Source organism: Ensifer sp. CCNWLY38, assembly GCF_037120565.1.
Lineage (GTDB): Bacteria > Pseudomonadota > Alphaproteobacteria > Rhizobiales > Rhizobiaceae > Ensifer > Ensifer adhaerens_H.
In genome coordinates, this window is record NZ_JBBBBO010000006.1 from 258,927 (window position 1) to 284,427 (window position 25,501).

Consider the following 25,501-nt stretch of genomic DNA (forward strand, 5'->3'; position numbering starts at 1 on the left):
GAGCCGTTTGATGACGTTTGCCGCTAAATCTGAATTCCTGCTGGAAACCCTCTGGGTGCCAGTCGGCACAGCCGACAGGTCCGTCTATGCACTGACCTTGACCAACAACTCGGATCGAGTGCTCAAGGGCTTTCGCCTCGGGGTTTCCGGCCCGGCTCGTATCGACCCTGCCGCCGAGATCGAGGGTGGCAAGCTGCTCGTCCGCCTCTCCAACTATGCCGAGTTCGCAGCGCCGGAAGACCTCGAAGTGCCGCCGGGCGCCACCTGGACGCTGAAGGCACATGGAATGAGCTATGAGCCGCGCCACTGGACCGATGGTGCCAACGCCGCCTTCCTAGTGCTGTCCGACGGCACGATGGCGCCGGTGGCGGTGCTTGCCTCGCGGGCGCACGGCGACAATGCCGAGCTGAAGCGTGGTGCTGCCGTCTATCCGGTGCCGAAGGTGGCGCCGGTCCCGGTCTCGATTGTACCGTGGCCGCAGGCCGTTTCCGTTTCCGGGCAACTGGTGGCGCCTCCGGGGCTCGACCTCAAACCCGAGGGCGAGGAAGCTCAGAGCGCTGCAAAGGCGTTTGCCGATCTCACCGCAAGCCTGTTCCCGGTCGAGGGCATCGTTCGTCCGGCGTCGGAGGGCGGCTTTCCGGTGTCGCTGGCGAAGACCGGTGACCTCGGCCCGGAAGCCTATGCCATCCGCTTCTCTCCCGCCGGCGTTGCCGTTTCCGGTAGCACGGCGACCGGCATCCTCTATGGCCTGATCACGCTTGGGCAGATCCTGCGCGGCGCGCGGCTGAATCCGGGCACCTTCGTGTTTCCGACCGGCGGCGAGATCAAGGACGAGCCGGCGCTCGGATGGCGCGGCACCCATCTCGATGTCGCCCGGCAATTCTATGCCACCGCCGAAGTCGAGCGCTTCCTGCGGCTGATGGCCTGGAACAAGCTCAACCGCTTCCACTGGCACCTGACCGACGATGAGGCCTGGCGCGTGGAGATCGACGCCTATCCGGGGCTTACCGAAATCGGCGCCTGGCGCGGCCATGGCCGCAAGATCCCGCCGCTGCTCGGCTCCGGTCCTGAACCGACCGGCGGCTACTACACCAAGGCGGCGGTTCGTCAGATCGTAGCGATTGCCGCCAGCCTCGGCATCGAGGTGATGCCGGAAATCGACATCCCCGGCCATTCCTATGCGATGCTGCAGGCAATCCCGGAACTGCGCGATCCCGAGGAAAAGGGAAGCTATCATTCGGTCCAGGGCTTCCCGGACAACTGCCTCAACCCGGCGCGCGAAGAGACCTATCGCGTGCTGGAAGTCATCTTCGACGAGTTGATCGAACTCTTCCCGATGCGCGCGATCCATGTCGGCGCCGACGAGGTGCCGCTTGGTGCCTGGTCCGGCTCGCCGGAAGCGCTCACGCGGCTTCGTGCACTTGCCGGTGACGAGGTCGCCGAAACCCACGCCAAGCGCCTGAACGTCGTAACCAACACCCATGGCGCCGACGAGATCGACGGTTCGGGTGCCGCGGTGCTGCAGGGCGAGTTCCTGGCACGCGTCCAGAAATTCTTGGCAAGCCGCGGCTGCGTCACTGGCGGCTGGCAGGAGGCGGCCCACGGCAACGTCATCGACAAGGCCAAGTCGCTGCTCTTCGGCTGGCGCACGGTCGAGGCGTCGGCAGCACTTGCCGAGGAAGGTTACGACATCGTCGTCTGCCCGGGCCAGGTCTACTATCTCGACATGGCCAACAGCCCGGCCTGGTCGGAGCCTGGCGCCAGCTGGGCCGGCTGGTCGGATCCGGAAAGGCTCTACACCTTTGATCCGGTTGAGGGCTGGACGGACGCGCAGAAAAAGCACCTGCTCGGCGTGCAATGCTGCATCTGGTCCGAGCCGATGACCGACCGCGCCGTTTTCGATCGCCTCGTCTTCCCGCGGCTTTCGGCGCTGGCGGAAACCGGCTGGACGCGACCGGAGCGCAAGTCCTTCAAGCGTTTTGAAGCGCTGGTCGGATTGATGCCGGTGCTTTACGGCTTTTATGCTGCGGAGTAGGAGCGAGTGAGTTTCCAGGTTTCGTCTGGGCTTGGCCAGACGATTGATTGGATAGGCAAACGGCGGCGAAAGCCGCCGTTTGTCGTTCGTAGATGGCCGGGCGCGTGCTTGCGGTCAGCCAGGTGCGATTTGGATTTTCGTGCTTGTACGCTGGAGCGTGGCACGCAAAAGTGCACATCGATCCCGCGAAGACGGTCGCGGAGACGTGAGTGCAAAGCTTTCTGAGGCCAAAATATCGATGCGAAGACTTCCAGGATTGTCGGCGATGAAAGTCTTCGAGGTGGTCGGGCAGACCCGCAGTTTCACGCGGGCGGCCGAGCGCCTCAACCTCACGCAGAGCGCCGTCAGCCGGCAGGTGCGCAACCTCGAGGACGAGCTTGGCGAAGACCTGCTAATCCGTCGCCACCATCACCTCGAACTGACGCCGGCCGGCGCCGAGTTGCTGGCGACGATCCAGGAGGCGTTTCACAGCATCGAGGTGTCGCTGCGCAGCATCACCGAGAAGAGCAACCAGAACCGGTTGCGGATCAACGTGCCGCCGACCTTTGCCAAGCGCTGGCTGCTGCCCCGTCTCGCCCGGCTGCGTGAGGCATTGCCCGACGTCGATATCAGCCTCAGCACCGAATCCACGGATACGCTTGCCGAGCGCGGGCTTCTGGACTGCGCGATCCGCTTCGGCGACGGGGAGTGGCCGATGCTGGACGCGAGCATCCTGATGACCGAAAGGCATGTCGTCGTCTGCGCCCCTTCGCTTCTGGAAGGGGTGAAGATCGAAGGCCCGTCCGACCTGCAGCGCTTCACTTTCCTGCACGTGCTCGCCTCGCCCGACCGGCGTTACCTGACCTGGCGGCACTGGCTGGATGCGGCCGGATTTCAGGATGTCGATACCCGCGGCGGACTGGAATTCGACCTGCTCGATCTGGCGATCGAGGCAGCCTGCGCCGGGCTCGGTGTCACCGTTGCCGACCGTTCCATGGTCCGCAACCAGTTGCAGTCGGGGCAATTGGTGCAGCTCTTCGACGTCGAGGTCGAGGGTCACGAATCCTACTGGTTCGTGACGCGGCCCCAATCGGCAGGCAACCGCAAGGTCGATGCCTTCCGGGTCTGGTTGCTGGCGGAGGCCGCCGCCGACCGGGCCGAGTGAGCAAGCATTCCTTTTTGGAATGCTCTCACCGAAAATTACTCGCTTGTGCCTTCGTCTGCATCGTCGCATCACTTTCATGACGGTTCCGGTCGTGGGAGAGAGGTCGGGTCGTCGCTCGTGAAGCTTTCTCCCGGCCAGTCCGCCTCCCGCGCCGCCATCGGTGCACGGGTCGCGGCAAACAATTCCGGGATGCCATGAGCCCCTATCGCAACTTCTCCGGCGGCCGCTTCATTGAAAGCTCTTCTGCGGCCTTGATCGACGTTCGCAACCCCGCGACCGGTGCGGTGTTCGCGTCGGTACCGGCGGCAACCGACGACGAGGCGAAGGCGGCGGTCGAGGCCGCAGTGAAGGCGCAGCGCGCCTGGGGTGCTTTGCCGGCGATCCAGCGCGGCGACGCTCTGCGCCGGCTGGCGGCGGTGCTGGAGAACCGGGCCGAGCGCATCGGTGCCGCTTTGGCGAAGGAGTCGGGCAAGAGCCTTGTCGATGCGACCGCCGAGGTAATCTACGGCGCCGAGCTGATGCGCTACCACGCCGAATGGGCGCGCCGCATCGAGGGCGAGGTGATCGAGAGCGACAATCCGGGCGAAACGCTGATCCTCAAGCGCGTGCCGATCGGCGTCGCCGCCTGCCTGATCCCTTTCAACTATCCGATCTACACGCTGGTCAGGAAGATCGCGCCAGCGCTCATATCAGGAAACGCCGTCGTCGTGCGGCCGAGCAACAACACGCCGACTTCCGCTTTCGCCGTCGCCGAGGCAATCGTCGAAGCGGGTCTGCCCGATGGCCTCGTCAACATCCTCACCATGTCGCATGACGTCGCGAAAACGCTCTGCACTCATCCCGGCGTCGGCATGATCACGCTGACGGGCAGCGTCTCGGCCGGCCGCATCGTGCTCGAATATTGCAAGGAAAACATCGCCAAGCCGTCGCTCGAACTTGGCGGCAAGACGCCCGTCATCGTCGAGCCGGACGCCGATCTCGATGCGGTGGCTGAGATGATCATCGCTGCCAAGACCACCCATTGCGGCCAGGTCTGCACCAGCGCCGAGCGGCTCTACGTTCATGAAAGCGTCCATGCCCGGCTGCTTGCCAAGCTGCGCGAAGGCTTTGCCGCCCGCACATTCGGCGACCGCGCCGAGGATGCGGGTCGTATGGGGCCGCTCGCCAATGCCGCCGCCCAGAAGCGCGTGCACGAGATGGTCGAACAGGCGAAGGCCGAAGGCGCCGTCGTTGAGACCGGCGGTTATCTGCCTGAAGGGGACGGCTATTTCTACCCGCCGACGCTGATTTCCGGCTGCCGACAGGACATGGAGATCGTTCGCGAGGAAGTCTTCGGCCCGGTGCTCGCCGTTCTCCGCTACTCCACCTTCGAGGAAGCGCTGGCAAAGGCGAGCGACCATCAGTTCGGCCTGAGCTCGGTGCTGTTCACCGAGAATTACCGCACGGTGATGCGCGCCAGCGATGCGATCGAGGCCGGCGAACTCTACGTAAACCGTTTCCCGGCCGATCCCTATCAGGGCTTCCATGCCGGCTGGAAACGTTCGGGCCTCGGTGGTGATGACGGCAAGCATGGCATGCTGGAATTCACCCAGACGCGCCTTGTCGTCCTGAAACACTGATCATCTTGAATTCGAGCAATCCCGGCGGAAAGCCGGAATTGCTCCGACCCCAACAACAGTACCGGGCCGATGGCATTGCTCCCGCCGTCGGCCGGGGAGGAGACTGCCCGTGAGCTCAATTGCCGAAACAGAAATCGCCGCGCCATCCGTGTCGGCCCGCAGCCGCTATCTTCAGCTTGCGCTGATTGTGATCGCCGCCGGTGCGATCTATCCGATCCTCTATCTTCGTCAGTCCTACCAGACGACGATGCTGGAGGTGCTGAAGCTTTCGAACACCGAGCTTGGCGTCCTCTATTCCATTCTCGGTACCAGCTTCCTCGTCGGCTACCTGCCGAGCGGGTGGCTTGCCGACCGCGTGCAGCCGCGCATCCTGATCCTGCTCTCTATGGTCGGCACGGGTCTGCTCGGTCTCTGGTACGCGACGCTGCCCGGTTATTCGTCGCTGCTCGTCATCTATTGCGGCTTCGGCGTCACGACGGGTTTGACGTTCTGGGCGGCAACGCTCAAGCAGGTAAACCTGATCGCCGGCGCCAATGAGCAGGGCCGATTCTTCGGCATCCTCGACGGCGGCCGTGGCCTGGTCGAAGCCCTGCTCGCGAGCGTCGCCATCGCGCTCTTCGTCTTCACGACGGAAACGCGCAGCGCCGGACTTGCGACCGGCTTCCGCGACGTCGTCCTTCTCTACGCCATTTTCTGCATCGTCGTCGGCATCGCCTATTTCGCCGTGTCGCAGCCGGTCGCCGTGGACAGGACCGCGCGCAAGCGCGAGGGCAGCCTTCTCGCCGACATCAGGACGCTGCTCAGCATTCCCGAGGTCTGGCTGGTCGCCGCCATCATCTTCTGCGGTTACCACGTCTTTCTCGCGACCTACAGCTTCTCGGCCTATCTGCAGGAGGGCGGCTTCGGCATTTCCGCCGCCATGGCCGGCCTGATCGTCACGATCAAGTTATGGCTGCGTCCGGTCGGCGGCATCGGCGGCGGCTTGCTCGGCGACCGCTACGGCAAGACCGGCATCCTGCTCCTGAGCTTCACTGTCGCGGCCGCCAGTCTTGTCGCAATGATCGCCCTGCCTGGCATCGGCTCGACCGTCCTCTTCGTCGGGTTGGTGCTGCTCGTTGGCCTCATCACCTATGCGATCCGTGGTCTCTACTGGGCGATCCTCGACGACTGCCATGTGCCGGCAAACATCACCGGCCTTGCCATCGGCATCATCTCGCTCGTCGGCTACGCGCCCGACACCTACCTGCCGCTGGTCAACGGATACCTCTCCGACACCTATCCGGGCATCACCGGCTACCAGCTCTATTTCGGCTACATCGCCGCCATCTGCGTCCTCGGCGCCATCGCCACCCTGGTTCTGATGGCCCGCCTCAAGAAAAAGGGATGACACACATGAAAATCGCGTCTCTCAAGACCTATTCCGTCGCCGTCCCGCCGCCGCATGTGGGCGGAATGTACTGGATCTTCGTGCGCCTCACGACCGCCTGCGGCATCGAAGGCATCGGCGAAATCTATGCGACCTCGTTCCATCCGAGCGCCATGACGCCGCTGATCGAGGATGTTTTCGAGCGGCATCTGCTTGGTCATGACCCGCATCAGATCGAGCGCTTCTGGCGCTCGGCCTATTCGAGCGGCTTCACCCAGCGCCCCGATCCGACGATGATGGGCATCGTCTCGGGCCTCGAAATCGCCTGTTGGGACATCATCGGCAAGGCCGCCGGCCGGCCGGTCTCCGATCTCTTGGGCGGAACGGTGCACGAGAAGCTGCGCGCCTATACCTATCTCTACCCGAGGAACGCCGCCGGCGAGTTCGATTTCAACGATGCGGATCTTGCCGCCGAATGCGCGGTCGAGATGGTCGAGATGGGCTTCACCGCCGTCAAGTTCGATCCGGCCGGGCCCTACACCAACTATTCGGGGCACCAGCTTTCGCTCGGCGTCATGGACCGCTGCGAAGAATTCTGCCGCAAGATCCGCGACGCGGTCGGAAGCAGTGCGGATCTGCTCTTCGGTACCCACGGCCAGATGGTTCCGTCTTCGGCCATCAGGCTGGCGCGGCGGCTGGAGAAATATGACCCGCTCTGGTTCGAGGAACCGGTTCCTCCGGGACAGGAAGCGGCGATGGCCGAGGTGGCGCGTGCAACCTCCATCCCGGTTTCGACCGGCGAGCGGCTGACGACCAAGTACGAGTTCCAGCGCATCCTCGAACTGAAAGCCGCCTCGATCTTGCAGATGAATGTGGCGCGCGTCGGCGGCTTGCTCGAGGCGAAGAAGATCGCCGGCATGGCCGAGGCCTATTATGCCCAGATCGCGCCGCATCTCTATAACGGTCCGGTGGGGGCTGCGGCCTCAATCCAGCTATCGGCTGCAACGCCGAACTTCCTCATCCACGAGGCGATCCTCGATTTCTCCGGCTTCCACGCCGACGTACTGAAGACCAAGCTTGCCGTCGAGGACGGCTACATCATTCCGTCGCGCGAACCCGGTCTCGGCATCGAACTCAACATGGACGTCGTCGAAAAGCACACGCCCTATACCGGCGAGCGGCTGCATCTGCAGATGGACAGTCGGCCAGCGGACGTGAAGGCCTTTGCGCCCGCGCGCGGGTGAAACTCGGATATCAGGGACACGAGATGATCTACGACTACATCATCGTCGGCGCCGGGTCGGCGGGTTGCATCCTTGCGAGCAGGCTCAGCGAAAACGGGCGGCACAAGGTGCTTCTGATCGAGGCCGGCGGCAACGACAATTCCTTCTGGTTCAAGATTCCGGTCGGCTACGCCCGCAGCTACTATAACCCTGAGGTCAACTGGATGTATTCGAGCGAGCCAGAGGCTGAGCTTCAGGATCGCAGCATCTACGTGCCGCGCGGCAAGGTCCAGGGCGGCTCCGGATCGATCAATGCGATGATCTATGTGCGCGGCGCGCGCGACGATTTCGACGACTGGAAAAACGCCGGCAATGTGGGCTGGGGCTATGACGATGTGCTGCCCTATTTCCGCCGGCTCGAAACCCATGCGCGTGGATCGTCCGAATGGCATGGCGGCGAAGGCCCGATCCACATCACGCCGATGCGCGGCATGACGCATCCAATCACCGACGCCTTTCTCGAGAGCTGCGGATCGCTGCAACTGCCGCTGAACGAGGATTTCAACGGAGCCTCGCTCGAAGGCGCCGGCGTCTACGACGTCAACACCAACAACGGCCGCCGCTCGCATTCGAGCGCCGAGTATTTGCGCCCGGCGCTCAAACGGCCCAACCTGACGATCGAGCGCTACGCACAGGCCGAGCGGCTGGTCTTTGCGGATGACGGGCGCGTGACCGGCGTCGATGTCATCCAGAACGGTACACGCCGGCGCTTTACCGCCGGCCGCGAAGTCATCCTTGCCGCCGGGGCCGTCGGCAGCCCGCAGCTGCTGCAGGTCTCGGGCATCGGCGACGGCAAGACGCTGTCTTCGCTCGGGGTTAAGACACAGCGGCATTTGCCGGCGGTTGGCCAGAACCTGCAGGATCACCTCTGCGCCAGCTTCTACTATCGTGCCACCATCCCGACGCTCAACGACGAGTTCGGCAGCCTGTTCGGCCAGATGCGGCTCGGCCTGCAATATCTGCTCACCGGCAAGGGTCCGTTCTCGATGAGCGTCAATCAGGCCGGTGGCTTCTTCCGCGGCAAACCTGACGAAGAGCGGCCGAACATCCAGCTTTACTTCAATCCCCTGTCTTATCGGATCCCGAATGATCCGAAGGCCGGGCTGAAACCGGAGCCCTATCCGGGCTACCTGATCTGCTTCAACTCCTGCCGGCCGACCAGCCGCGGCAGCATCCAGATCGCATCCGGCGACCCCGCGCAAAAGCCCCTGATCCGGCCGAACTACCTGACGACCGACCGCGACATCGACGAAGTGCTGCAGGGAAGCCGGCTGGTGCGGCGGATCGCGTCGGCCACCGCGCTCTCCTCACTGACCGCGGAAGAAATCTCGCCCGCGCCGCGCGTTCAGAGCGACGACGCGCTGATGGATTATTTTCGCGAAAACTCAGGCTCGATCTACCATCTCTGCGGTACCTGCGCGATGGGGCCGGACCAGGCGAGCTCCGTCGTCGACAGCAGCCTGCGGGTCCATCGCGTTCCGGGTCTGCGCGTCGTCGACGCCTCCATCTTCCCGAACATTACGGCTGGCAACATCAACGCTCCGACGATGATGGTTGCGGAAAAGGGCGCGGCTCTCATCCTGGCGGATGCCGCCTGACGAGAGCCGTATGGTTCCCCCCGTTGCCTGCGGGGGGAGCCCGCCCCAAGACAGCCCCTCGCGTTCAAACGCTGCCATCGATCAGGTGTGAATTGCCATCGCCGACCGCGCGTGGCTATACTCCGCTGACTTCATAGCTGCCCACAATCAGTGCTTGCCTGACCGAAAGATTGTTGCCGCCGCGTTGAACGCGGTGGCGGGCGTCCGCGTCGCGGCCGCCGGCAAGGCACTGCGAGCAACGCCTGCGAGGGAGAGACGCATGCTGAGTTTTCGCTTGAAGAGCCTGCCCGTCACCTTGTTTCTTGCGCTGAGCCTGGCTCCGCCGGAGGGCCGAGCCGCCTCGCCGGAACCGGTCAAGGCCGAGCATGGCATGGTGGTGACTGCCCAGCACCTGGCCTCGGATGTAGGTGTCGCGGTCCTGAAGAGCGGCGGCAACGCGGTGGATGCGGCGGTTGCCGTCGGCTATGCGCTCGCCGTCACCTATCCGACTGCCGGCAATATCGGCGGTGGCGGGTTCATGACCATCCGCTTCAAGGACGGCAGGACGACCTTCCTCGATTTCCGCGAGCGGGCGCCGCAGGCGGCAACCAAGACCATGTATCTCGACGGGAAGGGAGATGTCATCAAAGGGTTGAGCACCGACGGTTATCTCGCCGTCGGCGTGCCGGGGCCCGTCATGGGTTTCGAGGTCGCGCGGAGCCGCTATGGCACGAAACCGCTTGCCGAACTGATCGCGCCGGCGATCGCGCTAGCCAAGGATGGCTTCGTGCTGGAGGAGGGCGATGTCAGTACCTTCGAGGGCAGGGCCGAAAGGCTGGCGAAAGATCCGGCCGCGGCCGCGATCTTCCTGAAGCCCGACGGCAAGACCTTTGCGGCCGGCGAAAAACTCGTCCAGACGGACCTTGCCGCATCGCTTTCGAGCATTGCCGAAAAAGGCCCGGACGCCTTCTACAAGGGCGCGATCGCCGATCAGATCGTCAAGGCGAGCTCGGAGAAGGGCGGCGTGCTCGCCAAGGCGGACTTCGAGCGCTATGCGGTGCGCGAACTGGAGCCGGTCAAGTGCAACTATCGCGGCTATGACATCGTCTCCTCGCCGCCGCCGTCTTCCGGTGGCGTGATCATCTGTGAAATCCTCAACGTTCTCGAGGGCTATCCGCTTTCCTACATGGGCTATGGCGCCGCGGACACGGTTCACGCGATGATCGAGGCGATGCGCCATGCCTATGTCGACCGCAACACGTCGCTCGGCGATCCTGATTTCGTCGAAAACCCGGTCGCCAAGCTCACCGACAAGGCCTATGCGAAGGAAATCCGCGCCAAGATCGATCCGTTCCGCGCCGGCGTCTCCGCGACGCTGATCCCCAAGGGCTTCGGCGAAAGCAAGGAGACGACCCACTATTCGATCATCGACGACGAGGGCAATGCGGTCGCCGTCACCTATACGCTAAACGGCTCCTTCGGGGCCGGCGTGGTGGCGCCTGGAACCGGTATCCTGCTCAACAACGAGATGGACGATTTCACCTCGAAGCCGGGCGTTCCCAATCTCTATGGGCTGATCCAAGGCGAGGCCAATGCGATCGCGCCCGGCAAGACGCCGCTGTCGTCGATGAGCCCAACGATCATCTCCAAGGACGGCAAGCCGTTCATGGTGATCGGCAGTCCCGGTGGCGCGCGCATCATTACGATTACGCTCGAGGCGATCCTCAATGTCATCGATCACGGCATGAACATCCAGGAAGCCGTCGATGCGCCGCGCATCCATCACCAGTGGCTGCCGGACAAGGTGTTCATGGAGCCCTATGCGCTCTCGCCCGACACCCGCAAGCTGCTGTCGGCGATGGGCCATAACGTTCAGATCGACGAAAGCTGGACGATCTGGGGGCAGGCGACCGGCATCCTCGTCGGCGGCGAGAGCCTCTCCGACATCGGGGCCGGCGGCGGCGCCCGCTACAATGGCGCCGTCGACAGCCGCATCGGCGCAGGTGCTGCGCGCGGTTACTAAGCAATTCCAGGAAAAGTGCGAAACGGTTTTCCGTCCGGAATTGCGTAATTTCAAAGACTTAGATCACTTCCGTGTTTCGATGAAGCAATGAAATGATCTAGAGCCCGAGATAGCAGGTGGCCAGTCGGTGCTTTGACACCCTTTGAAAGCAGCGGATCGCCGGTTCGCTGCGCGCTTTCGTACGTGCGATCACCGGGTGCTCGCGCGAAAAAGATTTGAAAGCGTTTTCGATTGAATTTATTATGATTTCCAGAGCGTGCGCCGCACGCGGTCGTACGCTTTGGTCAAACTTCATTCGTGGAGGTTGTCATGGCACTGATGGAAGGAAAGAAAGCGCAGGACTGGATCAATCTGGTTCTCGCCGTCTGCCTGTTCATCTCCCCGTGGATCATGGGCTTCGTTGTCGAGAGCGTTCCGGCTTGGAACGCTTGGGCCGCCGCCGTCGTGCTCGGCGCTCTGGCGATCGCAACACTTGCCATGTTTGCGGAATGGGAGGAATGGGCAAGCCTCGTCGTCGGGCTCTGGCTGATCGCTTCCCCCTGGCTGCTCGGCTTCTCGACCAGCGCCAGTCCCATGTGGACGCATGTCGTCCTCGGGGCACTGGTGACTGCGCTCGCGATCTGGTCAGTCTGGGACGAACGGCAGCACCCGCATGCGCATGCATGATGACGAGCAGTGAAGGTCGCGGCCCGGCGCCGCAGCTCCGGGCCGCGAACAGCCGGCGTAATGTCGGTGCAATCTCGAGTTTGCAGCTTCACCCGGATTGAGAGCAAATCCTGAAATCGTGTAGAACGATCTTCTTTCAGATTTGCGTAATTTCAGAAAGTTAGCTCCCTCCGAACGCGTCCGAGCGAGGCCCGACGATGCACCGCGCTTTCAATCCAGCCCTATGGTGCCGCCGTTGAGGAAACTGTGGCCCCGATCTCTCAAACAGCGGCTGATCGCCCAGCTTCTCGTTCTCCAGTTGGCGATACTGCTGGCTTTCGGACTTTCGTTCGTAAGCCTCCTGGTGCTTGCCGTGCGGCATAGATCCGCACCGCGTTATTTGTAGGCGGAATTAGTGAGCATGCCCAACGTAGCCATTGTCATTTATGCATGCGTTTTATGTGCGGTGGTCTCCGTGCCGCTAACTTACATTCCTAAGTTTATCCAAGCGTTTTCTGGAGGCGTGCTAGCATTTATCTCGGCCCTGTTTTTCGGGTTCATTTTGTTGCTTGCACCATCTCCCTATGGCGAGCCGAGCCTATTTCTCACCTATTCGGTTTTGGCTCTTTCGGAAGAAATTGCCCGGGGCCTCGCATTGTATGCCTGTGTACTTCGCTGGGAGAACCGCCCAATCGAAAGGGTTGTGCTAGGGGCGACTTTTGGTTGGTTGGAGCTATTGGTAAGGCTCTACAGTACCTTCCACGGTCCTGACGGACTGCAACATTGTCAAATGCTGGTCAGTCCCCTCACTTGTGGGGAAGGATATCCTTATTTGGCAATTTCTTGGTCGGAGGTGATCCTTTTCCACATCACTATCTCAGCGATCAACTACCGGGACGCAACAAACCTAAAACGCTTATCACTATCCATAGTTACTGCAGCAGTCATACATACTACCTATAACGTGATAAAGAGCCTTCCTGTTTGGCACGAAGACAACTTCCTTATCTACGTCGCTCTGCCGTCTGTGTGTATCGCCTTTTACGCGGGAGCATTCTTCTTGGCGCGGAAGTACGACGCATTTGGTCGCGAAGAACTCCGAGAATCGCAGGGAGAACAATCGGATTAGGCGCGCGTCGGCCGGGCTGATCGTACAGGATCACAAAGGGTGGCCAGATTTCCAGTGGCTGCATCGTTGCCCTTTGATGCCTCATGTCCCCAGCTTACTAATCCCGAAATGCCTCCAGCGCCGGACGTCGCTGCGAAGAATGAAGCGAGAGGGCGTCACGAGGAGAGGCGATAGGCTTCGGTCTGACGAGGAGCGCGAAATCGTGACGTGGGGTTCTGGCTGGCAGGCTTTGTACATCTGACTGTTGGTAGGTCCCGACCCACGAGACGGAAGAAGCCCCGTGTGGGTCGCCTCTCTGGCTGTGGGACAAACTTCGTGTCTTCCCGCACTCCCAACATTTAGCTTCCCATCGCCCCTGCTTTGTCCTAGAAGGCGTCCCGTAATCCGGTCGCAGCCTACCCGGTCAAAACAAGGACAACTATCATGAAGACGATTGTCATCTGCTCCGGCGGATTGGACTCGGTATCGCTTGCCCACAAGGTTGCAGCCGAGCAGGAGCTTATTGGCCTGCTCTCCTTTGACTACGGACAACGACACCGCAAGGAACTGGACTTTGCCGCCGCCTGTGCGAGACGGCTCGGCGTTCCGCATCAGATCATCGACATTCGCACCATCGGCGCCCACCTCACCGGATCGGCGCTGACGGACGATGTCGACGTGCCCGACGGCCACTACGCCGAGGAAACCATGAAGGCGACGGTGGTTCCGAACCGCAACGCCATCATGCTCGCGATTGCCTTCGGGCTCGCTGCCGCGCAGAAGGCAGATGCGGTGGCGGTCGCCGTGCATGGCGGCGACCATTTCATTTATCCCGATTGTCGCCCCGGTTTCATCGAGGCCTTCCAGGCGATGCAGAACCAGGCGCTCGACGGCTATGCCAATGTTGCGCTCTACGCGCCCTATGTGACCGTATCGAAGGCGGATATCGTCACCGACGGCGCAAGCCATGCGACACCCTTCGAAATGACCTGGTCCTGCTACAAGGGTGGCGCACGCCATTGCGGCCGCTGCGGCACCTGCGTCGAGCGACGCGAGGCGTTCCATCTCGCCGGCGTCGCGGATCCGACCGACTATGAGGATCCGGATTTCTGGGTGGCGGCGACGTCGGCTTTTTCAGCCGAGGAGGTGAAGTGATGTTCCGGATCACCAAGGAATTCCATTTCTCCGCCTCGCACCAGCTGATGAGCCTGCCGGCAGAGCATCAATGCGCCCGGCTGCATGGCCACAACTACATCGTTGAAGTCGAGCTTGCCGGTGCGGAACTCAACGAACACGGCTTCGTGCGCGATTATCACGAACTGGCGCCGCTGAAGCGCTATATCGATGAAAGCTTCGATCATCGCCATTTGAACGATGTCCTCGGCCACGACCGGGTGACGGCCGAATGTCTGGCGAAGCACTTCTACGACTGGTGCAAGACGCGGCTGCCGGAGACCTCGGCGGTGCGCGTCAGCGAGACGCCGAAGACCTGGGCGGAATACCGGCCATGACCGGGCCCAGCGAAACACGCATCCGGGTCAGCGAAATCTTCGGCCCGACGATCCAGGGCGAGGGCATCCTGATCGGCCTGCCGACCGTATTCGTGCGCACGGGCGGCTGCGATTATCGCTGCAGCTGGTGCGATACGCTGCATGCGGTCGACAGCGAATACCGCGACCAATGGCTGCCGATGACGGTTGAGGAGATCTGGAGCGAAGTCACCCGGTTATCCGGTGGCAAGCCGCTGACGGTGTCGCTTTCTGGTGGCAATCCGGCGATCCAGCCGCTCGGTCCCCTGATCGCCCGCGGTCGAGAGGAGGGCTACCGGTTTGCTTTGGAAACGCAGGGCAGTATCGCCAAGGACTGGTTTGCCGATCTCGACGTGCTGGTGCTGAGCCCGAAGCCGCCGTCGAGCGGCATGAAGAGCGACTGGAACGCCTTCGATGACTGTCTTCGCATGGCTGAGGGCAGACCTGAGGTGGCGCTGAAGATCGTCGTTTTCGACGAACGCGACTATGCCTATGCCCGCGATGCGGCCGCCCGTTACCCGCATCTGCCGCTCTACCTGCAGCCCGGCAACCACACGCCGCCGCCCCCTGATGACGACGATGCCACCGTCGATATCGACGGCATCATTGACCGCATGCTCTGGCTGGTCGGCAAGGTGACGGAAGATCGCTGGTTCGAGGCCCGCGTCTTGCCGCAGCTGCATGTTCTGCTCTGGGGCAACAGGCGCGGGGTATAGCGGTCGCACCCTTGGTGTCCTGCAAATCCTCCGGGCTTGGTCGGATAGCGGCGGGCGGCTATGGTCCAAGCAATGAGACCGGGTGAGGGGCGTTCATGCAGCTGAAGACCAAACGTGTCTATGAGCCGAAGGCGGAGGACGACGGAATGCGCATCCTCGTCGATCGACTGTGGCCGCGCGGAATGACCAAGGCGGAAGCGGCGGTCGACTTGTGGCTGAAGGAGATCGCACCGACGACGGAACTGCGCCGGTGGTTTCACGGGGATCAAGGCACCTGGGACGAGTTCAGCAAGCGCTACATTAATGAGCTCAACGACAACCGGGCCGTCGTCGATCTGTTGCGGCAGCGCATCGACGAAGGCCCCGTGTGCCTGCTCTACAGCGTAAAAGACGAAGCGCGTAATCACGCCTTGCTGCTCAAAGACTATATGCTGAAGCACCTGTAGACGGGGTAGTGCCTCACTCCAAGCCGTTACGACGGACACCTCGGATGATCCGTCAAAGCGGGCAATGATGCCGCGCCAATCGTCCTGAAAAGGCAAGCCGAAGACGTCTGACAAGGTCTGTTCGATCTGGCGGCGGCGCATTGGCTTCGCGCACGGGAAATCAGCGATATCGTCGCGCTGATCGAAGCCAAGGAAGCCGAAAAACCCATGGTGCGCGGGCGAAACAAAAAGCAGATCTCCGACGACTAACTATCCAAGGAACACGCCCCGCAAAGCTGCACTACGAGACAGGGCCGGGGACGGGTTTCCCCGCCCCCGTTCCTGTTGGGTCACTAATTCTTCCCCGGCTTGTCAGTCGTGGTTGTCGTATCGCAATTGTTGCAGGTGGTGTTTCCCTTGTTAATCTGACCATCTGGTCCCGTCGTTGTGGTGGTGGTTGTCGTCTGGCCATTGTTGTCAGGGTTGGCGTTGGTGTTTGTATTTCCGCCATTTCCCTGTCCAGTTGTCGTCGTTGACGTAGAGCCATTGGGCCCCGCAAGCACAGGAGTGGACCCTGCGAGGGCAAGCGCCAGCGCCATCGCAACCGTAAGAAGAGTTTTCATCTATTCCTCCATTGAGCGTGCAAAAACGCCGCATCTTTGGAGAGGCACGGCCTGTGTGCCAGACCAATTTATCAATTAGGCATATATGATGTTCGGACGCAATCTATCAATAAGGGGTAGTATGCGGGTGATAAGGTCCCCCACCCATGCTCCATGAAACGTAGCTCAGGCCGGCGCTGTGCGTCAGGAGGCGGCGGATGGTAATCCGAGGTCTCGGTGCCATCCGGCAGCCGCGGCGCGAACCCAGGCAGCCACTTGTCCACGTATGGGAGGCATACGCGCTTGCACGAATCAGCCGTCGCCGTGAGGCGCCAGAAACGGTGCGACAGTGTCAGATGGAGGCGGATTGATGGACACAAACGATCTCGGATTTGCCGGCAAGGTCGCCTTGGTCGCAGGGGCCAGCAAGGGCATCGGCGCGGCCACCGCCCGCGCCTTTGCACAGGCCGGAGCATCCGTCGTCCTCCTCTCCCGTTCACAGGCGACGGTCGAGGCGTGGGGCCTGCGGCCGAAACTCAACCCGCCGAGCTGAACCCCTGTAGAGGCGACTGCCGCGCGAGACCCTTTCGGCGTGCCGCGATGCAGGCCGAAATTTTCTTGATTGTCGACGTCGGGATGGGAAAGTGCCGCGCGTCTTAAGCTCGACGGCGCATTTGGAGCGCGCTGACAACAAGGAGAATATGCATGTTCCGCACCGCTTTCATTGCTGGCGCTCTGCTGATTTCCGGCACCACATTTGCCGACGCCGAGCCGGTGGGCAATCGCGTCGATGTCAACGGCATGAAGATGTATTACGAGGTCTCGGGCGAGGGCGAACCGCTGGTCGTGCTGCACGGCGCCTACATGAACATTCCGTCGATGGGCGCGATCATCCCGAAGCTTGCAGAGACCCACAAGGTCTATGCGGTCGAGCTGCAGGGTCATGGCCGCACCACCGATATCGACCGGCCGATCACCTATCCGAACCTCGCGGATGACGTTGCCGCCTTCATGGATGCGATTGATCTCAAGAAGGCCGATGTGTTCGGTTATTCCATGGGTGCGGCCGCCGGTCTGCAACTGGCGATCCGCCACCCGGAAAAGGTGAACAAGCTTGCCGCCGCATCCGTCGCCTATGACGCTGACGGCTGGCAGCCGGAATTCAAGGCGGTCATCCCGCAGATGACCGTCGAGATGATCGTCGGCCTTCCGTTTGCCGAAGACTATCGCAAGCTTGCCGCCAACCCTGACGGCTTTCCTGAGCTCGCGAAGAAGCTCATCCAGCTCGAAAAGGAGCCCATGGCCTGGGAGGCTGACGTCAAGGCGCTGAAGGCACCGGTCCTGATCATTGCCGGCGATGCGGACGTGGCGACGCTCGAACACAATGTCGCGCTCTTGCGTCTGCTTGGCGGCGGAGCGATGGGCGACATGGGCAAGCCTCTGGCGGATTCGCGCCTCGCCATCCTGCCGGCGACGTCGCACACCGCAGTCATCAACCAGACGGACCTGCTCTACGCCTTCATCGAGCCCTTCCTGAAGGGCGAGACGCCGAAGGGCATGTTCCAGTAGGATTCGACCGGCGCCATTTCCAGAGGGATGGCGCCGGCGCAACAACACGCGCGGGCTACCCAGATCATTCATTGTTTCATCGAAACACTGAAGTGATCTAAGTCTTTGAAATTACGCAAATCCGGACGGTAAACCGTTTCGCACTTTTCCTGGAATTGTCCTACCGCAGACGCCTTCCGTCGGCGTCGAACACCAAAACGGCGGCCGGATCGAAGCGGGCGGCGATGCTATCGCCGGACTTCAGGCCGCGACCATTCTTGGTCTCGATGATGATCAATTCGCCGTCGCCATGGCGGGCATAGGCGAAGGTCTCGCCGCCGAGGTGCTCCAGCATGTCGATCGTCAGATCGAGGCTTGCCGAGCCGCTGTCGCCGAAATGTTCGGGCCGGATGCCGATGGTCACGGGGCTCCCCGGCGTAGCCTCCTTGATGGCCACTGGAATAGTCGCGCTGCCGAAGTCGGGCAGACGTACCTGCGTTCCGCCAGCGTCGACGATCCCCTTCAAGAAGTTCATTTTCGGTGAGCCGATGAAGCCGGCGACGAAGAGGTTGGCGGGATCGTCGTAAAGGTCGAGAGGCGAGCCGACCTGCTCGACCACGCCGCCGCGCATGACGACGATCTTGTCGGCAAGCGTCATCGCCTCGACCTGATCGTGGGTGACGTAGATGATCGTCGTCGCAAGCTTCTTGTGCAGCCTGGCGATCTCGATGCGCATGTGCACGCGCAGTTCGGCATCGAGGTTGGACAGCGGTTCGTCGAAGAGGAAGATCTTCGGATGCCGCACGATTGCCCGGCCGATCGCCACGCGCTGCCGCTGGCCGCCGGAAAGCTGCTTCGGCTTGCGGTCGAGCAGCGGACCGAGTTCGAGAATGTTCGCGGCCTCGCCGACCCGTTGTTCGATCTCGGCCTTCGGCACGCCGGCAAAGCGCAGGGCAAAGCCCATGTTTTCCCGAACCGTCATATGCGGATAGAGCGCATAGGACTGGAAGACCATGGCAATGCCGCGCTTCGAGGGATCGACATCGTTCATCCGCTCGCCGTCGATCGTCAGATCGCCGGACGTGATCTCCTCGAGACCGGCGATCATCCTGAGTAGGGTCGACTTGCCGCAACCGGATGGGCCGACGAAGACGACGAACTCGCCGGTTTTGATGTCGAGGTCGACCCCCTTGATGACCTCGAAGTTGCCGTAGGATTTTCTGACGTCGCTGAGTTGGAGTTCGCTCATGCAGCCGCTGCCTCGCTTGCCACTGCCGAAAGTTCCAGTCTTACGGATCCAAGTCGTGTCGAGGTTACCGCGACGGCGATGCCGCCGGCAGCACCCGTCGTCTCCAGCCAGAAGCCGGTCGAACCACCTTGGAAGACCAGGCGCTCCGGCCCAAGCAGTCGGGCAGGGCCGGTGACGGTGACGTCGACCGCATCGTTGAGGAACGGCAGGACGTTGCCGGCCTGGTCGAGCGCGCGCACGATAACGCGGACGCTGTCACGTCCCTCGGCCCGCAGCGTCGCGTTGTCTGCCGCGACCTCGAGCGTCGTCGGCACCGGGTCAGCGACCATGCGGAGGCTGGCGACGGCCTTGCCGTCGATGAAGCCGGTGAAGGCGGCGTCTTCCCATTTCATGCCCCAGACGCCGAGTTCATCCTTGGTGAAGTGGCGGTGGTCGATGACCACAGGCGGATGCGGCAGATGCGGGAAATTTTCGCGGTCCGGACCGACGCGCTTCACCAGCGATCCGTATTTCAGCTCGACCTCGTCGCAATTGGTGAGCACGATCAAAGGCAGCACGCCGCCGATATTGCGCTCGCCGCGCGCCCAGAAAGTGACCGGCTTCATCACCACGTCCGCCGACGGCTCGCATTGGCTGGCGTAGACATAGGCTGCAAACTTCGGCTGGCGGAACATGTCCATGACGCCGTGATAGCAGATCCGGTCGCCGGAGCCGAAATCCTTGTGGGTGTTGTAGTCGAACATGCACCAGCCGATGGCGCCGGAGATGCTGGGGTCACCATGCGCGGCGTTCAGCACCTCCAGGTGCCGGCGCACATGCTCTGCCTGCCGCTGTTCCTGGTCGTAGATCTTCGTCGGGTACATGTGGCCGCCGAATTCGGTGATGAGGTAGGGCACCTTGCGATTGAGGCCGGTGCATTCCTGCTGTGGGCGCAGCGCCGTGCGCGGGCGGTTTGCCCCCGGCAGTTCCTCGTTGCCGAGGATGAAGTCGTTCATGGTGTAGACGTCTTCGAGGAACTCGCTGTCGGTAATGTAGCGCACGCCGCCGGTTTGCCGCGTCGGGTCCAGTTCGCGCGCGAGCCGGTTGGTTTCGACATAGAAATCGTGGGAATCCTGCGACTCGTTGATGCGCACGCCCCAGATGATGATCGACGGGTGGTTCCAGTCGCGCTCGATCATGCGGCGCACATTCTCTATCGCCTCCTGTTTCCAGGCTTCGCCGCCGATATGCTGCCAGCCGGGGATTTCCTCGAAGACGAGCAGGCCGATGCGGTCGCAATGGTCGAGAAACCATTTGGACTGCGGATAGTGCGAGGTGCGGACAAGGTTGCAATGTAGCGTGTTCTTCAGGATCTCGGCGTCGCGCTCCTGGGCCGTCCGGCCCATGGCATAGCCGACATAGGGGAAGGCCTGGTGGCGGTTGAGACCACGGATCTTCAGCGGCCGGCCGTTGAGCTTGAAACCTTCCGTGGTGAATTCCGCCGTGCGGAAGCCGAAGCGCGACGAGAGCCGGTCGCTGCCGCGATCGCTGCGCAGCTGCGCTTCGATCTCATAGAGAGCCGGATTGTCGATATCCCAGAGTGAAAGCCCGGTAAGGCCGGTCATCTCCAAGCTCACGCTCTGGCCACGGCTTTCGCCCGAAGCTTCGGCGAGCACCTTGCCATTGGCGTCCTTCAGTAGTGCGGTCACCGTGCCGGCGAAGGCGAGGCCTTGTGGGTTAGCGAGGTCGCAGCGGATCGCAACGGACTTGGTGTCGCTGAGCGTGTTGCGGGTCTCGATCTTGATGTTGGCGATCGAAACCGCGTCGGTGACCTTCAGCCAGACGTCGCGATAGATGCCGGCATAGGTCAGATAATCGATGCGGCCGCCGAAGGGTGGGATCTCCGGGTTTTCGCTGCCGTCGATCTTGACGGTGATCAGGTTGTCACCCTCGCGGAGCTTGTCCGTGAGCCGCGCCTCAAACGGCGTGTAGCCGTCCTTGTGGGCGATGATCTCCTCGCCATTGAGGTAGACGACGGCATCGGCCATGGCGGCGTCGAAGACGAGCGAGACCTCGCGGCCGTGAAACTCCCGACGCCAGGCGAGCACCTTCTGATAGGTGAAGGCGCGCTGATAGGACGTCTCGTCGAAATAGTTGAACGGCAGTTCCACCGCGTTGTGCGGCAGGCTCACGCGCCTGCCCGCCTGCAGGCGGCCGGCATCAGCGGCGGCGAAGCCTTCGGAGAAGACCCAGGAATCGTTGAAAGAGGTAACAGAACGCATCATCATTCCTATTTGACTGAGCCCAGCATTCCCTGGACGAATTGGCGTTGCATGAAGAAGAAAACCGCGAGGGTGGGAAGCGTCGCGAGAATGGTGCCGACCATGACGACGCCGTAGTCGGGGTAGTAGGCGGAGGCGAGCGAGGAGACGACGAGTGTGATCGTCTTCGTCTCGTTCGACTGCAGCACGATCAGCGGCCAGAGATAGTTGTTCCACGCCGTCATGAAGACGATGATGAAGGCGGCCGCATAGGTCGAGCGCATGACCGGCACGTAGATGTAGAGAAAAATCTGCCATTCCTTCAGGCCGTCGACCTTGGCCGCGTCGCGCAGCTCCGAAGGGAACGCCTTGGTGCACTGGCGGAAGTAGAAGACGATGAAGGCCGAGCCGATCGACGGCAAGACGACGGCGAGGTGGGTGTTGATCAGCCCCGCCTTGCCCATCATGATGAAGAGCGGGATCATCAGCGCCGCAAACGGGATCATCATCGTCAACAGCAAGGCGCTATAGATCCGGTCACGATGGCGCGAGCGGAACATCTCGAAGCCGTAGCCGGCAAGCGACGAGACGGCGAGCGTCAGCGCCGTCGCCAGAATGGCGATCTTGGCCGAATTCCAAAAGACCAGCGGCGCATTCACCTGAGTGAAGAATGTGGTGATGTTGGTGGCGAGCGCGCTGCCCGGCAGCATCTTGCCCTTGATGATGTCGATCGACGAATTGGTGGCGCCGAGCAGCATCCACACGAAGGGGAAGATCGAGAGAAAGGCCATCAGCCCGACGAAGCCGTAGGTGACGATGGCGGTTACGATGCGTGTGGATCCGTTGTTCATCGATCGCGCTCCCGTGCCGCGAAGAACTGAAGGCAGGCGAGCAAAGCGACGAGCACGACGATCACGTAGGAGACCGTCGCCGCGTAGCCGAAGTTTGGCATGAAACGGAAGGTCAGGTTGTAGATGTAAAGCGACAGGGTCAGCGTCGCGTTCGACGGTCCGCCCTTGCCCTCGGTCAGGTTGTAGACCTCGTCGAAGAGCTGGATCGTGCCGATCGTCGAGATGATCGTGGTGAACAGGATGACGGGCTTCAACAGCGGGATGGTGATGTGGGTGAAGCGCGCCCAGGCGGGCACCCCGTCGATGCGGGCCACCTCATAGATCGACTTGTCGATGTTCTGCATCGCCGCCAGGTAGAAGATCATGTTGTAGCCGGTCCAGCGCCAGGTGATGGCGATGATGACGAGCACCTTCGCCCAGAAGGGATGGGTCAGCCACGGGATCGGCGAGGCGATGATGCCGATCGCCTCGAGCGTCGAGTTGACGATGCCGTCGAGCGCGAACATGCCCTTGAACAGGACCGAATAGGCGACGAGCGAGGTGACGCAGGGCAGGAAGATGGCGGTGCGGAAGAAGCCGCGGCCGACGAGCTTCGGATTGTTGAGCAATGACGCCAGGATCAGCGCCAGGAGGATCATGATCGGCACCTGCACGACGAAATAGGTGAGCGTGTTGGTCAGCGCCTTGATGAAGACCGGATCGTTCCAGAGACGGACGATGTTCGAAAAGCCGGCGAATTTCAGCATCATGCCGCGGCCGGACTGGAACGACATCCAGAGCGACCACACGATCGGATAGATCATGAAAAGGGCGATCAGCCCGAGCGCCGGCGCGACGAAGAGCCAGCCATTGACGTTGTAGTATCGGCCGATGCCGCCGCGACGCGCGAGAGCCATCATCATCCCCATGGATAGCAGGAGCCGTTGGCCGCGGCGCAATCGCCGCGGCCTACAGCGCCGCGCGTCTTCAAGACGCGCCAAGAACGCTGTAACACTTTGAATTGCTGCATAATTTTTCCCTCAAATCGACTTCGACTTGAGGAATTATGCAGTTGTGGTGCAGACAATCGCCGTAGCGATTACTGGACCTGTGCGCTGACCTCGGCGTCGATCGCCTTCAGCACGTCGTCGACAGGTGTTCCCTGCTGCAGCGCCGGCAATTGCGCGGTGACCGCGGTGTCCGCCTCGTTGGTGAAGACGCCGTAGTTGACCGAGGGAACCTTCGCGAGCCAGTCGGAGAAGTTCTGCCAGACTTTTTCACCGCCGAAGAAGGCATCGGCCTCGCCATAGGCGGCCCCGCCGCGGGCAGCGAGCAGCGAGCCGACGGCGCCGCGGTCCTGCAGGATCGTCTGGTAGAAATCGACGTCCTTGGCGTAGACCGCGTTCAGGAAGTCGATCGCCTCGGCTTTCTCCGCCGAGCTTTCGAGCACGTACCAGCTCGATCCGCCGAGGTTCGAGGCGTGCGTCGCGCCGTCGATCGAAAGGGCCGGGATCGGCGCCACGCCCCACTTGCCCGACTGGTCCGGCTGCGCCTTGACGGTGCCGGTGATCCAGACGCCGGTGATGACGGTGGCGACGTCACCGGAAGTGAAGGTTCCGACCCAGTCGGCCCAGCCGGCGGCCGGCTTGTAGATGTTTGAAGACATGATCTTGCCGACCGTCTCCAGCGCTCCCTTCAGCGCGGCGTTGCCGGTGATGTTCGCCTTGCCTTCCTTGTCGAAGTACCATTGCCCGGCCGATTGCATGATGATGCGCACGAGGCCGGCGTCGGTCGGGTCGAGACCCATCATCTTCTTGCCGGTCTTGGCTTCGACCTGCTGGCCGATCTCGATGAAGCGGTCCCAGGTGATGCCCTGCATGTCCTCGGGCTTGAAGCCGGCCTGCTCCAGATAGTCCTTGCGATAATAGAGGCCGGTGACGCCGGAATCGAAGGGCATGCCGTAGACCTGGCCATCCAGCGTCATCAGCTCGACCTTGTAGGGAGCGAAGCCGGAATAGTCGACCGTGCCGGAGAGCGGCGCGAAGGCGCCGGGGAACGATTGCAGGTATTTCTGCGCGCCATAATCCTCGATCAGCACGATATCGGGCAGCGCGTCGGCAGTGCCTGACGAAAGGCCGGTCTGCAGCTTCTGCTCGACGTCGGCTTTGGCGAAATCGACGATGTTGAAGGTGACGTCAGGATGCGTCTTGGTATAACGCGCCCCGGCCTCCTTCATGATCGCGACGTTGAAGTTCGGATCCCAGCACCAGACGGTGATTTCCTTGGCTTCAGCCGCAGTCACCGCCAAGAGGCTGGCGCCGGCGAGCGCGATGGCGCCAAAGCGCGGCAGATAGGTACGCATGTCCATTGTTTTCCTCCCTCGAATTTCGTTCCCTGAGACGTTCCTCCTGGTCTCGGCGCGGAGTATTTCGCAAAATTCTGAAGAAGGCAATATTTCAGTAAATTTTTACCACCGTGTTTTTTACAGGCTGTTTTACCGGCCAGCAGCGGAGCCCGTCGTGGCCGTGCTGCCGCGCCAGACCATCTCTGTTCCGAGGATCACCTTCTTCGCAACGTCGCGTCCGATCAGCCGTTCGACCAATAGGTCGACAGCCGTCTCGCCGATCACTTCGGCCGGGATCTTGACCGTCGAAAGCGGCGGGCCGAGAAACTGCGCGACCGGGATGTCGTTGAAGCTTGCCACGGCGACATCGTCGGGGATTCGAAGGCCCATCTCGTGAATGGCACGGTAGGCGCCGATCGCCATGTTGTCGTTGCAGGTGACCAGGATTTTGGGCGGATTGGGTTTCGACAGCATCGCCTTGGCGAGCGTATAGCCGCTGTCCGGCGTCAGCTTCTCGACCATGCAGAGTTCCGGATCGTAGAGGCCGGCCTTCGTCATCCAGTGGATGAAGGCGCGGCAGCGGCGCTCCGAATGGATGTCGTCCTTGTCGCGGAAGGCGTCGATCCAGCCGAGAAAGCCGATTCGGCGGTAACCCATGCCGTATATGCCTTGAAGCAGGCGCTTCATGGCCACGGACACGTCGCTCATCACGCTGTCGTCGACATCGTCGTCGGGGGCGAAATCGGCAAAGACCAAGTGGCGGCTGTGCCGCCGCAGCCAGTGAACCTCTTCGCCGTAATGGTGGCCGACGGCGACGACGCCGTTGGCGCCCTGCAGAATCGCCGCCTCCGGCAGGTTGCCGTTGTGGAAGACCTTTACCACCTCGATCTTCAGCGCCTGGCAACGGTTTTCGATGCCGAGCCGGACGCCGACATAATAGGGATCGATCAGTTCCTGGGCGGGCTGGAGGAAATGCACCAGCGCGAATTTCAGGCCCTGCATCGGTCCCGCGCCGCGCCCGCGGTTGCGGGGCGTCGCATAGTTCAGCGCCTCGGCCGTTTCGATGATCGCCTGCCGCTTCTTGGTGGAGATCGAAAGCGTTGGATCGTAATTCAGCACCCGTGAGACGGTCGCCGAAGAGACCCCGACAGCCGAAGCGATTTCCTTGATTGTAACCATGTCCAACGTCCTGCCCGCCGCCACGACCCAGGTTTCGGG

General features: G+C 62.0%; 22 protein-coding genes. 15 read left to right on the plus strand and 7 right to left on the minus strand.

Annotation, left to right across the window (positions count from 1 at the left end):
• Window positions 1–10 precede the first annotated feature (10 nt).
• The 13 genes from V7S54_RS15350 to V7S54_RS15410 all read left to right on the plus strand — a co-directional run bounded on the left by V7S54_RS15350 (window position 11) and on the right by V7S54_RS15410 (window position 15,491).
• A complete protein-coding gene (locus tag V7S54_RS15350; RefSeq protein ID WP_065373801.1) occupies window positions 11–2,035 on the plus strand; it encodes a beta-N-acetylhexosaminidase in 2,025 nt (674 codons plus the stop codon).
• 265 nt (window positions 2,036–2,300) lie between these two features.
• The gene (locus tag V7S54_RS15355; RefSeq protein WP_141679355.1) at window positions 2,301–3,179 is read left to right on the plus strand and encodes a LysR substrate-binding domain-containing protein; all 879 of its coding nucleotides are present in this window, start codon (window positions 2,301–2,303) and stop codon (window positions 3,177–3,179) included.
• A gap of 194 nt (window positions 3,180–3,373) precedes the next feature.
• Window positions 3,374–4,798 (plus strand): aldehyde dehydrogenase, encoded by a 1,425-nt coding sequence (aldA, locus tag V7S54_RS15360; RefSeq protein WP_065373799.1) that lies wholly within the window; start codon window positions 3,374–3,376, stop codon window positions 4,796–4,798.
• A 109-nt stretch (window positions 4,799–4,907) separates the two neighbouring features.
• Window positions 4,908–6,185 carry an MFS transporter gene (locus V7S54_RS15365; RefSeq protein WP_210183793.1) on the plus strand — a complete coding sequence of 426 codons (1,278 nt, stop codon included), beginning with the start codon at window positions 4,908–4,910 and terminating at the stop codon, window positions 6,183–6,185.
• Between the two features lie 5 nt (window positions 6,186–6,190).
• Window positions 6,191–7,408: a mandelate racemase/muconate lactonizing enzyme family protein gene (locus V7S54_RS15370; protein WP_065373797.1), complete on the plus strand. Its 1,218-nt coding sequence runs from the start codon at window positions 6,191–6,193 to the stop codon at window positions 7,406–7,408.
• Between the two features lie 23 nt (window positions 7,409–7,431).
• Window positions 7,432–9,045 carry a GMC family oxidoreductase gene (locus V7S54_RS15375; RefSeq protein WP_065373796.1) on the plus strand — a complete coding sequence of 538 codons (1,614 nt, stop codon included), beginning with the start codon at window positions 7,432–7,434 and terminating at the stop codon, window positions 9,043–9,045.
• Window positions 9,046–9,304: 259 nt separating this feature from the next.
• Complete coding sequence (ggt, locus tag V7S54_RS15380) at window positions 9,305–11,047, plus strand: gamma-glutamyltransferase (protein ID WP_065373795.1); 1,743 nt, start codon at window positions 9,305–9,307, stop codon at window positions 11,045–11,047.
• A gap of 309 nt (window positions 11,048–11,356) precedes the next feature.
• Window positions 11,357–11,713, plus strand: coding sequence for an SPW repeat protein (locus V7S54_RS15385; RefSeq protein WP_065373794.1), 357 nt, complete (start codon window positions 11,357–11,359; stop codon window positions 11,711–11,713).
• A 400-nt stretch (window positions 11,714–12,113) separates the two neighbouring features.
• Window positions 12,114–12,821, plus strand: a complete 708-nt coding sequence (locus tag V7S54_RS15390) for a hypothetical protein (protein ID WP_065373793.1) — start codon at window positions 12,114–12,116, stop codon at window positions 12,819–12,821.
• A 423-nt stretch (window positions 12,822–13,244) separates the two neighbouring features.
• Window positions 13,245–13,955, plus strand: coding sequence for a 7-cyano-7-deazaguanine synthase QueC (gene queC / locus V7S54_RS15395; protein WP_065373792.1), 711 nt, complete (start codon window positions 13,245–13,247; stop codon window positions 13,953–13,955).
• Window positions 13,955–14,311 carry a 6-carboxytetrahydropterin synthase QueD gene (gene queD, locus V7S54_RS15400; protein WP_065373791.1) on the plus strand — a complete coding sequence of 119 codons (357 nt, stop codon included), beginning with the start codon at window positions 13,955–13,957 and terminating at the stop codon, window positions 14,309–14,311. Before queC ends, queD begins: the two co-directional genes overlap by 1 nt.
• Window positions 14,308–15,045, plus strand: a complete 738-nt coding sequence (queE, locus tag V7S54_RS15405; protein WP_065373790.1) for a 7-carboxy-7-deazaguanine synthase QueE — start codon at window positions 14,308–14,310, stop codon at window positions 15,043–15,045. Before queD ends, queE begins: the two co-directional genes overlap by 4 nt.
• A gap of 95 nt (window positions 15,046–15,140) precedes the next feature.
• Window positions 15,141–15,491 (plus strand): DUF488 domain-containing protein, encoded by a 351-nt coding sequence (locus V7S54_RS15410; protein WP_065373789.1) that lies wholly within the window; start codon window positions 15,141–15,143, stop codon window positions 15,489–15,491.
• Window positions 15,492–15,823: 332 nt separating this feature from the next.
• Here the strand turns inward: V7S54_RS15410 and V7S54_RS15415 are convergent, their stop codons facing one another.
• Entirely contained in the window at window positions 15,824–16,093 is a 270-nt protein-coding gene (locus V7S54_RS15415; protein ID WP_141679354.1) for a hypothetical protein, read from the minus strand.
• A gap of 349 nt (window positions 16,094–16,442) precedes the next feature.
• Here V7S54_RS15415 and V7S54_RS15420 point away from each other — a divergent pair, with 349 nt between their 5' ends.
• Entirely contained in the window at window positions 16,443–16,625 is a 183-nt protein-coding gene (locus tag V7S54_RS15420; protein WP_065373788.1) for an SDR family NAD(P)-dependent oxidoreductase, read from the plus strand.
• A gap of 152 nt (window positions 16,626–16,777) precedes the next feature.
• The gene (locus tag V7S54_RS15425) at window positions 16,778–17,641 is read left to right on the plus strand and encodes an alpha/beta fold hydrolase (RefSeq protein ID WP_065373787.1); all 864 of its coding nucleotides are present in this window, start codon (window positions 16,778–16,780) and stop codon (window positions 17,639–17,641) included.
• A gap of 160 nt (window positions 17,642–17,801) precedes the next feature.
• On the opposite strand, the gene V7S54_RS15430 is transcribed toward V7S54_RS15425, so the two are convergent.
• The 6 genes from V7S54_RS15430 to V7S54_RS15455 all read right to left on the minus strand — a co-directional run bounded on the left by V7S54_RS15430 (window position 17,802) and on the right by V7S54_RS15455 (window position 25,462).
• Window positions 17,802–18,869 carry an ABC transporter ATP-binding protein gene (locus V7S54_RS15430; protein ID WP_065373786.1) on the minus strand — a complete coding sequence of 356 codons (1,068 nt, stop codon included), beginning with the start codon at window positions 18,867–18,869 and terminating at the stop codon, window positions 17,802–17,804.
• Window positions 18,866–21,130, minus strand: coding sequence for a glycoside hydrolase family 2 protein (locus tag V7S54_RS15435; protein WP_065374001.1), 2,265 nt, complete (start codon window positions 21,128–21,130; stop codon window positions 18,866–18,868). The genes V7S54_RS15430 and V7S54_RS15435 overlap by 4 nt, the downstream gene beginning before the upstream one ends.
• 8 nt (window positions 21,131–21,138) lie before the next feature.
• On the minus strand, window positions 21,139–21,960 hold the full coding sequence (locus V7S54_RS15440; RefSeq protein ID WP_065373785.1) for a carbohydrate ABC transporter permease: 822 nt from the start codon (window positions 21,958–21,960) through the stop codon (window positions 21,139–21,141).
• On the minus strand, window positions 21,957–22,856 hold the full coding sequence (locus tag V7S54_RS15445; RefSeq protein WP_065373784.1) for a carbohydrate ABC transporter permease: 900 nt from the start codon (window positions 22,854–22,856) through the stop codon (window positions 21,957–21,959). Before V7S54_RS15445 ends, V7S54_RS15440 begins: the two co-directional genes overlap by 4 nt.
• A gap of 182 nt (window positions 22,857–23,038) precedes the next feature.
• Complete coding sequence (locus tag V7S54_RS15450; protein WP_065373783.1) at window positions 23,039–24,307, minus strand: ABC transporter substrate-binding protein; 1,269 nt, start codon at window positions 24,305–24,307, stop codon at window positions 23,039–23,041.
• Between the two features lie 126 nt (window positions 24,308–24,433).
• Window positions 24,434–25,462: a LacI family DNA-binding transcriptional regulator gene (locus V7S54_RS15455; RefSeq protein ID WP_065373782.1), complete on the minus strand. Its 1,029-nt coding sequence runs from the start codon at window positions 25,460–25,462 to the stop codon at window positions 24,434–24,436.
• Between the last annotated feature and the right edge of the window lie 39 nt (window positions 25,463–25,501).

Coding starts and splice junctions, on each gene's coding strand:
- V7S54_RS15350 (WP_065373801.1), top strand. CDS start 11: ATGACGTTTGCCGCTAAATCTGAATTCCTGCTGGAAACCCTCTGGGTG.
- V7S54_RS15355 (WP_141679355.1), top strand. CDS start 2,301: ATGAAAGTCTTCGAGGTGGTCGGGCAGACCCGCAGTTTCACGCGGGCG.
- aldA (WP_065373799.1), top strand. CDS start 3,374: ATGAGCCCCTATCGCAACTTCTCCGGCGGCCGCTTCATTGAAAGCTCT.
- V7S54_RS15370 (WP_065373797.1), top strand. CDS start 6,191: ATGAAAATCGCGTCTCTCAAGACCTATTCCGTCGCCGTCCCGCCGCCG.
- V7S54_RS15375 (WP_065373796.1), top strand. CDS start 7,432: ATGATCTACGACTACATCATCGTCGGCGCCGGGTCGGCGGGTTGCATC.
- ggt (WP_065373795.1), top strand. CDS start 9,305: ATGCTGAGTTTTCGCTTGAAGAGCCTGCCCGTCACCTTGTTTCTTGCG.
- V7S54_RS15385 (WP_065373794.1), top strand. CDS start 11,357: ATGGCACTGATGGAAGGAAAGAAAGCGCAGGACTGGATCAATCTGGTT.
- V7S54_RS15390 (WP_065373793.1), top strand. CDS start 12,114: ATGCCCAACGTAGCCATTGTCATTTATGCATGCGTTTTATGTGCGGTG.
- queC (WP_065373792.1), top strand. CDS start 13,245: ATGAAGACGATTGTCATCTGCTCCGGCGGATTGGACTCGGTATCGCTT.
- queD (WP_065373791.1), top strand. CDS start 13,955: ATGTTCCGGATCACCAAGGAATTCCATTTCTCCGCCTCGCACCAGCTG.
- queE (WP_065373790.1), top strand. CDS start 14,308: ATGACCGGGCCCAGCGAAACACGCATCCGGGTCAGCGAAATCTTCGGC.
- V7S54_RS15410 (WP_065373789.1), top strand. CDS start 15,141: ATGCAGCTGAAGACCAAACGTGTCTATGAGCCGAAGGCGGAGGACGAC.
- V7S54_RS15415 (WP_141679354.1), bottom strand. CDS start 16,093: ATGAAAACTCTTCTTACGGTTGCGATGGCGCTGGCGCTTGCCCTCGCA.
- V7S54_RS15420 (WP_065373788.1), top strand. CDS start 16,443: ATGGACACAAACGATCTCGGATTTGCCGGCAAGGTCGCCTTGGTCGCA.
- V7S54_RS15425 (WP_065373787.1), top strand. CDS start 16,778: ATGTTCCGCACCGCTTTCATTGCTGGCGCTCTGCTGATTTCCGGCACC.
- V7S54_RS15430 (WP_065373786.1), bottom strand. CDS start 18,869: ATGAGCGAACTCCAACTCAGCGACGTCAGAAAATCCTACGGCAACTTC.
- V7S54_RS15435 (WP_065374001.1), bottom strand. CDS start 21,130: ATGCGTTCTGTTACCTCTTTCAACGATTCCTGGGTCTTCTCCGAAGGC.
- V7S54_RS15440 (WP_065373785.1), bottom strand. CDS start 21,960: ATGAACAACGGATCCACACGCATCGTAACCGCCATCGTCACCTACGGC.
- V7S54_RS15445 (WP_065373784.1), bottom strand. CDS start 22,856: ATGGCTCTCGCGCGTCGCGGCGGCATCGGCCGATACTACAACGTCAAT.
- V7S54_RS15450 (WP_065373783.1), bottom strand. CDS start 24,307: ATGGACATGCGTACCTATCTGCCGCGCTTTGGCGCCATCGCGCTCGCC.
- V7S54_RS15455 (WP_065373782.1), bottom strand. CDS start 25,462: ATGGTTACAATCAAGGAAATCGCTTCGGCTGTCGGGGTCTCTTCGGCG.